General features: G+C 61.5%; 14 protein-coding genes. 9 read left to right on the top strand and 5 right to left on the bottom strand.

The features are described 5' to 3' along the window. Window positions 1-224 precede the first annotated feature (224 nt). Entirely contained in the window at window positions 225-779 is a 555-nt protein-coding gene (locus AC07N4_RS26770) for an RNA polymerase factor sigma-70 (RefSeq protein ID WP_096821112.1), read from the top strand. A 71-nt stretch (window positions 780-850) separates the two neighbouring features. Here the strand turns inward: AC07N4_RS26770 and AC07N4_RS26765 are convergent, their stop codons facing one another. The 3 genes from AC07N4_RS26765 to AC07N4_RS26755 all read right to left on the bottom strand — a co-directional run bounded on the left by AC07N4_RS26765 (window position 851) and on the right by AC07N4_RS26755 (window position 3,464). Beyond that, a complete protein-coding gene (locus tag AC07N4_RS26765; protein WP_493066405.1) occupies window positions 851-1,864 on the bottom strand; it encodes a GNAT family N-acetyltransferase in 1,014 nt (337 codons plus the stop codon). An 87-nt stretch (window positions 1,865-1,951) separates the two neighbouring features. Then, window positions 1,952-2,749 (bottom strand): substrate-binding periplasmic protein, encoded by a 798-nt coding sequence (locus tag AC07N4_RS26760; RefSeq protein WP_096821110.1) that lies wholly within the window; start codon window positions 2,747-2,749, stop codon window positions 1,952-1,954. Window positions 2,750-2,840: 91 nt separating this feature from the next. Further along, window positions 2,841-3,464, bottom strand: a complete 624-nt coding sequence (locus AC07N4_RS26755; RefSeq protein WP_096821109.1) for a TetR/AcrR family transcriptional regulator — start codon at window positions 3,462-3,464, stop codon at window positions 2,841-2,843. A 187-nt stretch (window positions 3,465-3,651) separates the two neighbouring features. Here AC07N4_RS26755 and AC07N4_RS26750 point away from each other — a divergent pair, with 187 nt between their 5' ends. The 8 genes from AC07N4_RS26750 to ppnP all read left to right on the top strand — a co-directional run bounded on the left by AC07N4_RS26750 (window position 3,652) and on the right by ppnP (window position 12,927). Next, window positions 3,652-5,442 (top strand): acyclic terpene utilization AtuA family protein, encoded by a 1,791-nt coding sequence (locus tag AC07N4_RS26750; protein ID WP_493066404.1) that lies wholly within the window; start codon window positions 3,652-3,654, stop codon window positions 5,440-5,442. 10 nt (window positions 5,443-5,452) lie between these two features. Next, window positions 5,453-6,322 (top strand): SDR family oxidoreductase, encoded by an 870-nt coding sequence (locus AC07N4_RS26745; protein ID WP_493066403.1) that lies wholly within the window; start codon window positions 5,453-5,455, stop codon window positions 6,320-6,322. A gap of 3 nt (window positions 6,323-6,325) precedes the next feature. Beyond that, window positions 6,326-7,942, top strand: a complete 1,617-nt coding sequence (gene atuC / locus AC07N4_RS26740) for a geranyl-CoA carboxylase subunit beta (RefSeq protein WP_493066402.1) — start codon at window positions 6,326-6,328, stop codon at window positions 7,940-7,942. 29 nt (window positions 7,943-7,971) lie between these two features. After that, on the top strand, window positions 7,972-9,129 hold the full coding sequence (gene atuD, locus AC07N4_RS26735; protein WP_085710720.1) for a citronellyl-CoA dehydrogenase: 1,158 nt from the start codon (window positions 7,972-7,974) through the stop codon (window positions 9,127-9,129). Beyond that, window positions 9,126-9,923 (top strand): enoyl-CoA hydratase/isomerase family protein, encoded by a 798-nt coding sequence (locus tag AC07N4_RS26730; protein ID WP_096821104.1) that lies wholly within the window; start codon window positions 9,126-9,128, stop codon window positions 9,921-9,923. The genes atuD and AC07N4_RS26730 overlap by 4 nt, the downstream gene beginning before the upstream one ends. Before the next feature lie 64 nt (window positions 9,924-9,987). Next, complete coding sequence (locus AC07N4_RS26725; RefSeq protein WP_493066401.1) at window positions 9,988-11,949, top strand: acetyl/propionyl/methylcrotonyl-CoA carboxylase subunit alpha; 1,962 nt, start codon at window positions 9,988-9,990, stop codon at window positions 11,947-11,949. Between the two features lie 69 nt (window positions 11,950-12,018). Beyond that, window positions 12,019-12,561 carry a 3'-5' exonuclease gene (locus AC07N4_RS26720; RefSeq protein WP_192558620.1) on the top strand — a complete coding sequence of 181 codons (543 nt, stop codon included), beginning with the start codon at window positions 12,019-12,021 and terminating at the stop codon, window positions 12,559-12,561. Between the two features lie 81 nt (window positions 12,562-12,642). Beyond that, on the top strand, window positions 12,643-12,927 hold the full coding sequence (ppnP, locus tag AC07N4_RS26715; protein ID WP_007940055.1) for a pyrimidine/purine nucleoside phosphorylase: 285 nt from the start codon (window positions 12,643-12,645) through the stop codon (window positions 12,925-12,927). A gap of 71 nt (window positions 12,928-12,998) precedes the next feature. On the opposite strand, the gene AC07N4_RS26710 is transcribed toward ppnP, so the two are convergent. Then, entirely contained in the window at window positions 12,999-13,805 is an 807-nt protein-coding gene (locus AC07N4_RS26710) for an MOSC domain-containing protein (RefSeq protein WP_102620430.1), read from the bottom strand. Between the two features lie 112 nt (window positions 13,806-13,917). Further along, on the bottom strand, window positions 13,918-14,853 hold the full coding sequence (locus AC07N4_RS26705; RefSeq protein WP_034155209.1) for a chemotaxis protein CheV: 936 nt from the start codon (window positions 14,851-14,853) through the stop codon (window positions 13,918-13,920). Window positions 14,854-15,237 lie beyond the last annotated feature (384 nt).

The following is a 15,237-nucleotide window of genomic DNA, read 5'->3' as shown; positions in this document are numbered from 1 at the left end:
GATGACGTCTTGAAATAATTAGTCGGCAGGCTGGATCGCCAATGGGGCTGGGCGCTTGGACGAGTGCGGCGGCGTGTCGCAGTTCACGGATCGCACCGTTATGGATCATTAGTTCTCTTTCTCAATTGACAATCATTATCATTCAACATAATTTGTCGCTCGATGTGTAGGACGGCCCCGTCCCCCAGGCGTCCCACTAACCTATTGGCAGCAAGGTGATTTCCATGACGGAACAAGTATCCACAAGCAGGTGCGATTCACCGCTACTTCAGGCATTCGTCGACAATCGACTGATTCTGGTCAAGATTGCAGCCCGCATTACCGGCTGCCGTTCACGCGCCGAAGATGTGGTGCAGGATGCGTTCTTCCGACTGCAATCGGCGCCGCCGATCACGTCGTCGATCAAGGCCCAACTGAGTTATCTGTTCCAGATCGTGCGCAATCTGGCCATCGATCACTACCGCAAACAGGCGCTGGAGCAGAAGTACGCCGGCCCCGAGGAGGAAGGGTTGAACGTGGTCATTCAGGGCGCCTCGCCGGAAACCTCACACATCAACTTCTCGACCCTGGAACACATTGCCGATGCGCTGACCGAGCTGCCGGTCCGCACCCGCTACGCCTTCGAGATGTACCGTCTGCATGGCGTGCCGCAAAAGGACATTGCCAAGGAACTCGGCGTTTCGCCGACCCTGGTCAACTTCATGATTCGTGATGCGCTGGTGCACTGCCGCAAGGTGTCGGGCAGTCGTGCAGATGCCGTGACTGCGAACCGTCGCTGACAGCACACCGCCAAAAAAAAGATCGCAGCCTTCGCTGAAGGGCTGCGATCTTTTTTTGTTTCAGCGAGGCGTCACGCCAGTTTGCAGCGATCAAAAAACCGCTCACGCCCCAGGATCATCAACGCCGCGCGCTTGTGCGGGAAGTCGAATTCCTTTTCGCAGTGGAAGCACTGGTTTTGCATGTGGCCGATCATCTTCGCATTGTCGGCACGCGGCTCGGCGACGACGCGCTGAGTACGCGGATCATCCAGAAACAGGTAATGCACCAGCGCCGACAGCCAACTCGCCACCTTGTGCGGGCCGCGATGGTTTTCTTCCCCGACCAGCATGTGAATCCCGCGATCGTAGTTATCGGCATCGTAGAACGGCGCGATGCGATCTTCCTTGGCCCAGTAGGCTTCGAAATAGGCAAACGGCTGGTCGTCGAAACAACCGATCAGGGTCAGGGTGTGCGGATCGGCGTCGAGTTTGCTCAGGTACTCGCGATGCTGTTCGAGGCTGCCCTCTTCCTGCCAGAAACTGGCGACTCGCGGGCTGTTCTGCCAACGGTTGAAACGCGCAAGATCCTGCTCGATTTCTACCGTTCGCAGGGAAATCCACGCACCGAGACGTGCATCGAAACGCCGATAAACCTCACCACGCGGTTTCACCGGCCGCAGCGGATGACGCTTGCCGTTGCTGATGACCATCTGCTGCGGATAACTGCCGGTCAGCGAAGCCCCCAGCCACGGTTGCGGCAGTTGCCAGAACAGCGTGCGCTCGCAGCGATATTCGCCCGCCACTTCAGTGCTCACCAGCAAACCGCTGAGCAAGGCTTCGGTCGGCGGCTGATCCAGTTGCCAGATCAATTGCTGACGCGCCGGATCCCGGGCAAACAGCCAATAGCAGGCCGCCCACAGCGCCTGGCCTGGCGGCAGCGCATAGCGTTCATCGATCTGGATCGGCCCCTGGCCTTCACGATCGAGGCGCAGGCGAATCAGCGGCTGCCCGTCCAGGCTGAGGCTCAGACGGCTTTCGGTGGCATCGGCTATCAGTTGACTGCCCGAAGGCAAGGCCAGGGCAGTCAGGTCATTCAGATTGGACATGGGTCGGGCTCACGATAATCGTCGACAGTTCAACGATGGGACGTGAGCCGGGGCGGGAAATTTAGGCCGGACGCGAAAAACCGCCCGTCATGGGTGAGGCACCGGCACCACGGCAATCTTGTACGGATCGAAGATCTTCAGCATCTGCCCGCTGTCGCGCAGCCCTTGCAGCAACTTGCCGAACGCCTCGCCGGTAATCGGCGCTTTCGGGCTGAGAATGGCGTAATGGTGATAGATCTGGTCGATGCGTTGCGACACCAGCAATTCGTCACGCACCTTGTCGTTGCGCAGCAGGTAATCGAACAGATACGAGCGAGTGACCAGGGCAATGTCCGCCCGACCGCGCAGCACCATCAACAGGTTGCTGTCGTGGGAATAGGTCAGCGTGGCGTTGTAGGTTTCCGCGAGGTATTTGGGGTCGGCATTGAAGTTGGCGAACTCGTAGTGATAGCCGCTGTACAACGCCAGGCGTTTGCCCTTGAGATCAGCGAAGTAATTCTGCTGGCGACCGGGTTCGTTTTCCGCGACGAAAATCTCCGCGTCCTCCAGTCCCATGTCGACCGTGGTATGGGGAATGTCTTTCCAGCCCCAGTCCGGATTCTCGAAGATCGCCATGTCCGTGCGGCCCTCCTTGAAATCGCCGAACCGTCGCGGAATCGAGGTGGGGACAAGCTCGAAACGGTAGTCGCTCTGCGAGCTGTTCAATGCAGCGACCAGCTCCGGCAGCAGCCCGGTGTCGGCACCGTTTTCCGGGCGAATGGTGTAAGGCGGGAAATGCGCCGCCCCCACCCGAACCACTTGCACCGCCTCAGCAGGCAAAACCCAGGATGCAGCCAGCGCTGCGAGCATCAGCCCGGCGGCCGTCCGATTTGACGAAGACTTCAAAACACCCCACTCCCCGAAAAAGTACCGTTCCATGCATTCAAGCTAGGCGGTTTCGCCCAGTTAGCCAGTTTCCCGGGCCGATAGAAAGTAATCAGCGTTCTTCGAGCACCAGGATCAGCGCTTCTTCGGCCAGTTGATCGAGGCTCAAACTGCCGCCGGCGCGGAACCAGGTGGTGGTCCAGGACAATGCGCCCGTGAGAAAACGTCGGGTAATGAACACATCGCCGCGGATGAACCCCGCTTCCTTGGCCTCGCCCAGCACTTGCAGCCAGATGTCCTCGTAAATGTCACGCAGCGCCAGCACCTTGGCCTGACCGTCTTCGGACAGCGAGCGCCACTCATACACCAGCACCGCCATCGCTTCGCCGCTGCCGCCCATGATCGACTGCAATTCGCAGCGGATCAGCGCCAGCACCCGCTCGCGCACATCGGCCGCTTCGGCCAGGGCTGCACGCATCAGCGCCGTGTTGTAGCGGATGGTTTCTTCCATCACCGCGCGCAGGATTTCGTCCTTGCTCTTGAAGTGATGAAAGATGCTGCCTGACTGAATGCCCACAGCGCCGGCCAGGTCGCGCACGGTGGTGCGTTCGTAGCCTTTGTTGCGAAACAGGTGGGCCGCCACTTGCAGCAGTTTGCCGCGAGCGCTGTCCGGGTCGGTCAACCGGCCTTCATCGACCAGTTCGCGCATGACCTTCAGGGCTTTTTGCTCGTCCACCCGTTCTCTCCTACAGTCGTTCAGTCGTCTGCCGCCCTGAAACCGCAGGGTTGCGCGGGCAATTTAAGCCGCCGGCCGCGACCAAGCAAGCGCTTGGGCAGAAGATAATCCAGCCTGTTTACAAACCAAGCGCTTGCTTGGTAGCCTCGATGCACTTCTGTCACAGGTTGCTGAGTCGGAGATGAAAATGCCCACCACCGTCCGCATCGGATGCGCCAGCGCATTCTGGGGAGATACCTCGACCGCCGCCGCGCAGCTCGTGGCCGCGGGACAGCTGGATTATCTGGTGTTCGACTACCTAGCCGAGATCACCATGTCGATCATGGCCGGCGCCCGCATGAAGGACCCGCAGGCAGGGTTTGCCGGCGATTTCATCGAAGTCCTGGCGCCCCTGCTGCCGCAACTGGCCGAACAGAAGATTCGCGTCATCAGCAATGCCGGCGGGGTCAATCCCCAGGCCTGTGCCGCCGCGCTGCAAGCGGCCTGCGACAAGGCCGGCGTATCGCTGAAAATCGCCGTGCTGTTGGGTGATGACCTGCAACCGCACTTCAAACAGCTCGCCACCCAAGGCATCACGGAAATGTTCAGCGGCGCCCCGCTGCCGCCGATGTGTGTTTCGACCAACGCCTACCTCGGCGCACCGGGTATCGTCGAAGCGTTGCGTCTGGGCGCCGACATCGTCATCACCGGCCGCGTGGTCGACAGTGCAGTGGTCAGCGCCGCACTGGTGCATGAATTCGGCTGGTCGTGGCACGACTACGAGAAACTCGCGCAAGCAGCCTTGGCCGGGCACATCATCGAATGTGGCGCACAGTGCACCGGCGGCAACTTCACCGATTGGCGCGACGTACCCGATTACGAACACATCGGTTTTCCGATCGTCGAGGTCAGCACCGACGGCCAGTTCATCGTCAGCAAACCCGAAGGCTCCGGCGGACTGGTCACGCCGCTGACCGTCGGCGAACAGATGCTTTACGAAATCGGCGATCCACAGGCCTATCTGTTGCCCGATGTGGTCTGCGACTTCAGTCAGGTCAAGCTTCAGCAGCAAGGCAAAAACGCAGTTCGCGTCCACGGCGCCAGAGGCTTGCCGCCCAGCGACAAATACAAGGTCAGTGCGACGTACCCGGACGGTTTCCGCTGCACCGCCAGTTGTCTGATCGCCGGCATCGATGCGGTGGAAAAAGCCCGACGCGTCAGTCAGGCGATCATCGACAAGACTTCTGAAATGCTCGAGCAACGCGGCTGGGGCCCCTACAGCGAAACCCATATCGAGCTGCTTGGTAGCGAAGCCACCTACGGCCCTCACGGCCAGCGTCGGGACAGCCGCGAAGTGGTGATCAAACTCGCCGTGCGCCACCCGAACAAACAGGCCTTGATCCTGTTCTCCCGGGAAATCGCCCAGGCCGCCACCGGCATGGCGCCGGGGCTGACCGGCATCGTCGGCGGGCGGCCGACGGTGTATCCGCTGATCCGGCTGTTCTCGTTCCTGATTGACAAAAGCGCCTGCAGCTTGCAGATCGACATCGCCGGAGAGCGCCACCCGTTTGCCCTGCCCGCCTCGGCCACCCTCGACAGCGAGGATTTGCCCCTGCCCCACGAAACGCCCAAACCCCATGGCCGCGCCGACGCCAGCGTAGCGTTGGTGAAACTGGCGGTGGCGCGCTCCGGCGACAAGGGCAATCACAGCAACATCGGCGTGATGCCACGCCGGCCGGAATACCTGCCGTGGATCGCCGAAGCGCTGACCCCGGCCGTGGTCGTCGACTGGATGAGCCATGTCCTCGACCCGATTCACGGCCGGGTCGAACGCTGGTATCTGCCGGGTACTCACAGCCTGAATTTCCTGCTGGAAAACGCCCTCGGCGGCGGTGGCGTGGCAAGCCTGCGCATCGACCCGCAAGGCAAAGCGTTCGCCCAACAATTGCTGGAAATCCAGATCCCGGTGCCGCAGAGCATCGCCGAGCAGTTCGACTAGAGGATTGTCCATGGCATACGAATCGATTTTCCGGGCTGACCTGTTCAGCGGCCAGACCGTGATCGTCACCGGTGGCGGCAGCGGCATCGGGCGATGCACCGCCCATGAACTGGCCGCGCTCGGGGCTACCGTGGTGCTGGTCGGACGCAAGCCGGAAAAGCTGCAAGCCGTTGCTGCCGAAATCGCCGAGGACGGTGGCCGGGCGCACTGGAAGGCCTGCGACATTCGTGACGAAGAAGCCGTGAAGACGCTGGTCGGCGAACTGATCCGCGAACACGGGCCGATCCACGGACTGGTCAACAATGCCGGCGGCCAGTACCCGTCGCCCTTGGCCTCGATCAATCAGAAAGGCTTCGAAACCGTGCTGCGCACCAATCTGGTCGGCGGTTTCCTGATGGCTCGGGAAGTGTTCAATCAATCGATGAGCAAGCACGGCGGCAGCATCGTCAACATGCTCGCCGACATGTGGGGCGGCATGCCCGGCATGGGCCACTCCGGCGCTGCCCGTTCGGGTATGGACAACTTCACCAAGACCGCGGCATTCGAATGGGGTTATGCCGGCGTTCGGGTTAACGCAGTGGCGCCGGGCTGGATCGCCTCCAGCGGCATGGACACCTATGAAGGCGCGTTCAAGGCGGTGATCCCGACCTTGCGCGAACACGTGCCGCTCAAGCGCATCGGCACCGAATCCGAGGTCAGCGCGGCGATCGTGTTTCTGCTCAGCCCGGCTGCCGCGTTCATAAGCGGCAGCACCTTGCGCATCGACGGCGCTGCCAGCCTGGGCAGTCGCGCATGGCCGTTGCACAAGGCGGCCCACAGCGAATCCTTCAACGGCTTCCACCGGGCCTACATGCCGGATGTCTTGAAGGACAAGGAGTAAGCCATGCCGCAGATCCAGTCCCAGCTTGACCCGCACAGCGAAGCCTTTGCGCGCAACCGCACCGCCATGCTCGCGGCCATCGAGCAAGTCCAGCAGCTCGAACAGAACCTGCTGAACAAGGCCGCCGAAGCCAAACCGAAATTCGACAAGCGCGGGCAACTGCTGCCCCGCGAACGCCTGAACCTGCTGCTAGACCCTGGCGCGCCATTCCTCGAACTGGCGAGCCTGGCCGGCTACAAACTGCACGACGACAAGGACGGCAGCTCGGCCGGTGGCGGTTTGATTGCGGGCATTGGCTACGTTTCCGGCGTGCGGGCGCTGGTGGTGGCGAACAACAGCGCGATCAAGGGCGGGACGATTTCCCCGTCGGGTCTGAAAAAATCCCTGCGCCTGCAACAGATCGCCCAGGAAAACAAACTGCCGGTGATCACCCTCGCCGAAAGCGGTGGCGCCAACCTCAACTACGCGGCGGAAATTTTTGTCGAAGGTGCACGCAGCTTTGCCAATCAGGCGCGCATGTCGGCGATGGGGCTGCCGCAGATCACCGTGGTGCATGGCTCGGCCACGGCCGGCGGTGCATATCAGCCAGGGCTGTCGGATTACGTGGTGGTGGTACGCGGCAAGGCCAAGCTGTTTCTCGCAGGCCCACCCTTGCTCAAGGCAGCGACTGGTGAAGTGGCCACCGACGAAGAACTGGGCGGCGCCGAGATGCACGCGCAAGTCGCCGGAACAGCCGAATATTTGGCCGAGAACGATGCCGACGGCGTGCGCCAGGTGCGGGAAATCGTCAGTCTGTTGAACTGGAACGAGCAGCTTCCGTGGCTGCCCGAACCGCAATTCAAAGAACCGTTGTACCCCATCGACGAACTGCTGGGCCTGATCCCGGACGACCCGAAAAAACCCTACGACGTGCGTGAAATCATTGCGCGGATCGCCGATGAATCGCGCTTCCTGGAGTTCAAGGGCGAGTTCGATCAGCAGACCGTTTGCGGCCACCTGAAAATTCAGGGCCGCGCTTGTGGCTTCATCGGCAACAACGGCCCGATCACGCCCAACGGCGCGAGCAAAGCGGCGCAGTTCATTCAGCTGTGCGACCAAAGTCAGACACCGCTGCTGTTTTTCCACAACACCACCGGGTTCATGGTCGGCACCGAATCGGAACAGCACGGCGTGATCAAGCACGGCTCCAAATTGATCCAGGCCGTGGCCAATGCGCGGGTACCGAAACTGACCATCGTAGTCGGCGGCTCCTATGGCGCGGGCAACTATGCGATGTGCGGACGCGGGCTCGATCCGCGCTTCATCTTCGCCTGGCCCAACAGCCGCACCGCGGTGATGGGTGGCGCCCAGGCCGGCAAAGTGCTGCGCATCGTCACCGAAGCCAAGCAGTTGAAGGACGGTCTGGTGCCCGACCCGAAGATGCTCGACATGCTGGAACAGGTCACGGCGCAGAAACTCGACAGCCAGTCCACCGCCCTCTACGGCAGCGCCAACCTGTGGGACGACGGGCTGATCGATCCACGCGACACCCGCACCCTGCTCGGCTACCTGCTGGACATCTGCCACGAAGCCGCCGTGCGCACGCTGGCCCCCAACAGCTTCGGCGTCAGCCGGTTCTGATTGCCACGGACTCAAGGAGAACAATAAAAATGATCTTCACCCCGGAACACGAAGCCCTGCGCCGCACCGTCCGCCAATTCGTCGAACACGAGATCAACCCGCACGTCGATGAATGGGAAAAGGCCGGGCGCTTTCCGATCCACGAGATTTTCCGCAAGGCCGGCGACCTCGGCCTGCTGGGGATTTCCAAGCCGGAAAAATTCGGCGGCATGGGCCTGGATTACAGCTATTCGATCGTCGCTGCCGAAGAGTTCGGCACCATCCATTGCGGCGGCATTCCGATGTCGATCGGCGTGCAGACCGACATGTGCACCCCGGCCCTCGCCCGCTTCGGCTCCGATGAATTGCGCGACGAATTCCTGCGCCCGGCCATCACCGGCGAGCAGGTCGGCTGCATCGGCGTCTCGGAAGTCGGCGCCGGCTCCGACGTCGCCGGGCTCAAGACCACCGCGCGCAAGGACGGCGACGACTACGTGATCAACGGCAGCAAGATGTGGATCACCAACTCGCCGAGCGCCGACTTCATCTGCCTGCTGGCCAACACCTCGGACGACAAGCCGCACGTCAACAAGTCGCTGATCATGGTCCCGATGAACACACCGGGCATCAGCCTCAGTTCGCACCTGGACAAGCTCGGCATGCGCAGCTCGGAAACCGCCCAGGTGTTTTTCGACAACGTGCGGGTGCCCCAGCGCAATCGCATCGGCCATGAAGGCGCCGGGTTCATGATGCAGATGCTGCAATTCCAGGAGGAACGCCTGTTCGGTGCGGCCAACATGATCAAGGGCCTGGAATACTGTGTCGACAGCACCATCGAGTACTGCAAGGAACGCAAAACCTTCGGCAATGCGCTGATCGACAATCAGGTGATCCACTTCCGTCTCGCCGAATTGCAGACCGAAATCGAATGCCTGCGGGCGCTGGTCTATCAGGCCACCGAGCAATACGTGAAAGGCCAGGACGTCACCCGACTGGCTTCGATGGCCAAGCTCAAGGCCGGGCGTCTCGGTCGCGAAGTCAGCGACAGCTGCCTGCAATATTGGGGCGGCATGGGCTTCATGTGGGACAACCCGGTGGCCCGCGCCTACCGCGACGTGCGGCTGGTGTCGATTGGCGGCGGTGCCGACGAAATCATGCTGGGAATCATCTGCAAACTGATGGGCATCCTGCCGGGGAAAAAGAAATGAGCACCCTGCCCGATTGCCAGACGCTGTTGCTGGAGCCGCATAACGGCGTGCTGCACATCACCCTCAATCGCCCGGAAAGCCGCAACGCCATGAGCCTGCAAATGGTCGCCGAACTGCGCGCAGTGCTGGCCGCCGTGCGCGATGACCGCAGCGTTCGCGCGCTGGTGCTCAGCGGTGCCGGCGGGCATTTCTGTGCCGGTGGCGACATCAAGGACATGACCAACGCCCGCGCTCAGGGCAGCGATGCCTATCGCGAGTTGAACCGCACTTTCGGGTCGTTGCTGGAAGAAGCGCAGCACGCGCCGCAAGTGCTGATCACCGTGTTGCAGGGCGCGGTGCTCGGGGGCGGTTTCGGGTTGGCGTGCGTAAGCGATATCGCGATGGCCGATCATCAGGCGCAATTCGGTCTGCCGGAAACCAGCCTCGGCCTGTTGCCGGCGCAGATCGCGCCGTTTGTGGTGCAGCGCATCGGCCTCACTGAAGCCCGCCGCCTGGCCCTGACCGCCGCGCGTTTTGACGGCCATCAGGCGCGGCGCCTGGGGCTGGTGCATTTTGTCGAGCAGGATCCCCAGGCACTGGCCGAACGGCTGGATGAAGTGCTGCAACATGTCCTGTGCTGCGCCCCCGAAGCGAATGCCGCTACCAAGAAATTACTGCTGGCCAGCGCCGGCCAGCCGTCGAGTGAATTGCTGGATGAAGCGGCGCAGTGGTTCAGCGAAGCCGTGACCGGTGCCGAAGGCATCGAAGGCACGATGGCGTTCGTGCAAAAACGCAAACCCGGATGGAGCACCTGACCGTGTGGGAGCGAGCTCGCGATAAGGCCCTCCAATCCACCGCCTACATTCAGGAAAAACCACCATGCCCGCCCTCCACAAAATCCTGATCGCCAACCGCGGTGAAATCGCCTGCCGCATCCAGCACACTGCCCAGGCCCTCGGCTATCGCACCGTCGCGGTGTTCAGCGACGCCGACGCCGATGCGCTGCATGTCCAAATGGCGGACGAGGCCGTGAACATCGGCCCGGCGCCAGTGCAACAGTCCTACCTGAACATCCCGGCCATCCTCGACGCCGCCCGGCGCAGCGGTGCCGACGCGATCCATCCCGGTTATGGCTTCCTTTCGGAAAACGCCGGGTTCGCCCGAGCCTGCGAACAGGCCGGCCTGACCTTCATTGGCCCCAGCGTCGAAGCCATCGAACTGATGGGCAGCAAACGCCAGTCGAAAATTGCCATGCTCGCTGCTGGGGTGCCGTGCATCGCCGGCTATCAAGGCGCCGAGCAGGACGACGCGACCCTGACACGCGAAGCCGAACGCATCGGTTATCCGCTGATGATCAAGGCCAGCGCCGGCGGTGGCGGACGCGGCATGCGCCTGGTGCATCACGTCGAGGAGCTGGCGGCGCAATTGCGCACCGCCCGCTCCGAAGCCTTGAACGGTTTCGGCAGCGACGAACTGATCCTCGAACAGGCGTTGATCGAACCGCGCCACGTCGAAGTGCAGTTGTTCGGCGATCACCACGGCAACCTGATCTACCTCGGCGAGCGCGATTGTTCGATCCAGCGTCGCCATCAGAAAGTCATCGAAGAAGCACCGTGCCCGGTAATGACCGAAGAACTGCGTCAGGCGATGGGCGAAGCGGCGCTCAAGGCCGGACGTGCGGTGAACTACGTGGGCGCCGGCACCGTGGAGTTTCTCCTCGACGCCCGAGGCCAGTTCTACTTTCTGGAAATGAACACCCGGCTGCAGGTCGAGCATCCGGTAACCGAGTTGATCACCGGGCTGGACCTGGTGGCGTGGCAACTTTTGGTTGCCGAGGGCCGTCCGCTGCCGCTGACGCAAGCGCAGGTGAAACTCGATGGGCACGCCATGGAAGTGCGTCTCTACGCCGAGGATCCAGCCCAGGGATTTCTTCCGCAGACCGGACGAGTCGAAGCCTGGGCGCCGGCACTGGATCGGGGGGCGCGGGTTGATCACGGACTGATCGAAGGTCAGTCGATCTCACCGTTCTACGACCCGATGCTCGGCAAACTGATCGCCCACGGCGCGACCCGCGAAGAGGCCCGGCGCAAACTGTTGTGCGCAGTGCAGGACAGCGTGTTGCTCGGCGTGCAGAGCAATCAGCGACTGCTCGCCAGTCTGTTGCAGCATCCGCAGTTCATCAGTGGTGAATTCAGCACCGGGTTTATCCCGCAACACTTCGCCGACCATCCATGCCTGCACCCGCATACACCGAGTGCCGAAGAACTTGCGGTGGCGGCGTTGCTGTTTTATCAATCCTGCGCCGGGGCGCATCGTTCACCCTTGGCCGGTTGGCGCAACAATGCCGGGGTGCCATTGCACTATCAACTCGGTCTCGACGACCAGACGTGGAGCGTGCAGTTGCTCGCTGCCCCGGACGGCATCGTTCGGGTTCAGGTGGCTGAACGTGCCTTCGAACTGAAGCTCATCGAATACAACGAACGCTCGATATCCCTCGAAATCGAAGGCCTGCGCCGGCGCCACGCCTATCGCCTGCACGACGACCAGCTCTGGCTGTTCACCCGTCCCGGCAGCCTGCGCCTGGTGGATCGAACTCATGCCGTGATCGACAGTCAGACCAGCGTCAGCACCGGCACCTTGAAAGCCCCGATGGATGGCGCAATCATCGACGTGCTTGTCAGCGAAGGCAGCCCGGTCAGCAAAGGCCAGTTGCTGGTGGTGCTGGAAGCGATGAAAATGGAGCACCCGCTCAAGGCCGGCATCGATGGCGTGCTCAAGCGGGTGCAGGTCAAGGTCGGCGATCAGGTCAAAAATCGTCAGGTTCTGTTGCAGGTCGAGTAGTCGCCGCGCGCATCCGCAAGGTTTGACTACGCTCTGAATAATCAGGACGCGGAAATCAGGAACCCTGCGATGCCCCATTGGCTGGTCATTGATCTGGAAGCCACCACCGATGAAGGTGGCTGGCCGGTTACGGAAATGGAGATCATCGAGATTGGCGCCACCCTGGTGGACCGTGCCGGTCGCGAGCAGGATCACTTTCAACGCTTCGTCAAACCGATGCGTCGGCCACTGCTGACGCCGTTCTGTCGTGAGCTCACGCATATCACTCAGGCCAACATCGACGCGGCGCAACCGCTGACCGACGTCTGGCCGGCGTTCGAGCGCTGGCTCGGTCAGCACCAGACACGCCTTGAAGGCTGGGCCAGCTGGGGCGATTACGACCGCAAGCAATTGCTTCAGGAATGGCAGCGCCTGCAACTCGACAGCGCCCTTAGCCGCGTGCCGCACATGAACCTCAAACAACGCTTTGCCAAGGCCCGACGCCTCGAACGGCCTCTGGGACTCAATGGCGCCCTGCAACTGGCGGGCATGCAGTTCACCGGTCAGCAGCATCGAGCACTGGAAGATGCGCGTAATACCGCCCGATTATTACCGCTGGTGCTGCCGCTCTAGCGCAGGTGACGGCGCCCTGAGCCTTGTGCATACTGGCCGACCTTTTTGACCCTTTTAAGCCCTTTTCGAGAGGAATCGCCCATGTTTAAAGTCAACGAGTACTTCGACGGCACCGTCAAGTCGATCGCCTTTGGCACAGCTGAAGGTCCTGCGACCATCGGCGTCATGGCCCCGGGCGAATACGAATTCGGCACCAGCCAGCGTGAAATCATGCACGTGGTGTCCGGCGCACTGACCGTCAAACTGCCGGACAGCAGTGACTGGGAAACCTTCGCTGCAGGCAGCCAGTTCAACGTGCCAGCCAACAGCAAGTTCCAGCTGAAAGTGGCCGTCGACACCGCTTACCTGTGCGAATACCGCGGCTGAAACCCCGGTTTCCTGCGGCAATAAAAAATGCCCGTGTCCTTGGACACGGGCATTTTTCGTTTCGGGGCAGATTACTCGAGGATTTCCACCGGCATGCCGACTTCGAGTCGACCGTTGCTGTCATTGACCAGGTTCTGACCGAACATCGCACCGTCGGCCTGGGCGCGGGTCTTCTGCAGAGTCGCCAGCGGTTCGCGGTCTGTGCTGCGCTCACCGGTTTTCGGGTCGATGGTGGTGAGAATGCACCGCGAGCAGGACTTGACCACGCGGAACTCGACATCACCGATGCGGATGCGCTTCCAGCCATCCTCGGCATACGCCTCGCTGCCTTCGATCACCAGATTCGGCCGGAACCGCAGCATTTCCAACGGACGCCCGACTTCCTGCGACAGATGTTGCAGCGACGCCTCACCAATCAGCAGTAGCGGGAAACCGTCGGCGAACGCCACCTGGTCGTCATCGTTGCCGTACCCGGCCGCAGTCGTGCGGGCGCGATCCAGCGGCACTTGCACCAGTCGCGTCGGTTTGCCGATGAATTCGCTGACCCAGCGGGCCGCTTCTTCGCCGGCATCCGGCACGCGCAGGGTGTCGCGCCAGATGGTCACGCCGCGCAGTTCGGCTTCGTTGCCGGGCAACGCGATATCAATCGCCGAATGCCCCGGCGCATCGAGGGTCAGGCCACCGTCGGCATTCCACAGCGCCGACAACTGGCTCATCTTCGCTTCGGCACGTTGAGTCAGGAAACGCCCGCTGGCCTCGTCCACTAGCATCCAGCGTCGATCGCCCTCAAGCCCCAGTTTGTCCAGGCCGATCCCTTGCAGAACCTCGCCCTTGCCGGATTTCAACGGGTAACGATAAAGCGCGCTCAGACGCAGCATGGCCAGCTCCCTGATGGGTGAAAAACGCCACCCTATACGAGCTGGGTCGCCGAATCAAAGGCCAGAGAATGAGGAAGCGAACTTGCTCGCTTCCACTGCAACCGCTTTGTGATCAGGCCGGTACTTCGTCGAGCATCAGACGCTGGCGCACCACATCGACCAGTTTGTCCGGCTGGAACTTGGAGAGGAAGTTGTCGCAGCCGACCTTCTTCACCATCGAGTCGTTGAAGCTGCCGGACAGTGAGGTATGCAGCACCACGTACAGGCCACGCAGACGCGGGTCGTTGCGGATTTCGGTGGTCAGGCGATAGCCGTCCATTTCCGGCATTTCCGCGTCGGTGAAGATCATCAGCAACTTGTCGGTCATGTTGACCCCAGTGTCGGCCCAGGCCTTGAGCATGTTCAAGGCTTTCAGACCGTCGCTGGCGATGTGCATCTTCACGCCCAGCTGGCCGAGGGTGTCGCGCAACTGCGACAGTGCAACATTGGAGTCGTCCACCAGCAGCACTTCGCGGCCACGGGCGCGCTCCAGGACCGGATCGTCGAGTTTGTCGCGGGAGACCTTGGCGTTATACGGCACGATCTCGGCGAGGACTTTCTCGACGTCGATGATTTCCACCAGTTGATCGTCGACTTTGCTGATGGCGGTCAGGTAGTGCTGGCGGCCGGCGCTGGTCGGCGGTGGCAGGATGGCTTCCCAGTTCATGTTGACGATGCGATCCACACCGCCGACGAGGAAAGCCTGCACCGAGCGGTTGTACTCGGTGACGATGATCGTGCTGTTGGGGCCCGGCACCAGCGGACGCATGCCGATCGCCTGGGACAGGTCGATTACCGGCAGGGTCTGGCCGCGCAGGTTGACCACACCGCAGACAAACGGGTGACGCTGAGGCATCAGGGTCAGCTTCGGCAGTTGCAGGACTTCCTGAACCTTGAACACGTTGATCGCGAACAATTGGCGCCCGGCCAGCCGGAACATGAGAATTTCCAGGCGATTCTCACCCACCAGTTGCGTGCGTTGGTCTACCGTATCGAGAATGCCGGCCATCAATGACTCCTGGGCTTGTTCTGGTGAATTCACTAAAGGGGGTTATCGGCTGATTCCGGCCAATCTTGATCCCCATACAAATCACCTACAAAATGCCATGAGAAGGCATTGATGTCACATTAACATCATGCTTTACTGGCCCCGTGATTTCATCTGCTACATTCTCTGCGGCGCGACCTCGGTTTGCGCGGTAGGTTCCCGTGTCTAAGGGATTCCCCTAGTAACAATCAGGCCCAACCTGATGTTCGCAATATCCAATAGCCATTAATGTGACGCCATTCTCATTGCATGAACGGAGTCAGGCTTTTGTGTGCGATCGCAGGTCAGTGGAACCCCATCCTCTCGAAACCCCCGGCACAAGCCTCCTCGGCACTGCAGGGCGCG

It is taken from the genome of Pseudomonas sp. GW821-FHT09E04 (assembly GCF_059416185.1).
Note: the sequence above shows the minus strand (reverse complement) of the source record. Positions and strands in the feature narration are given on the sequence as shown.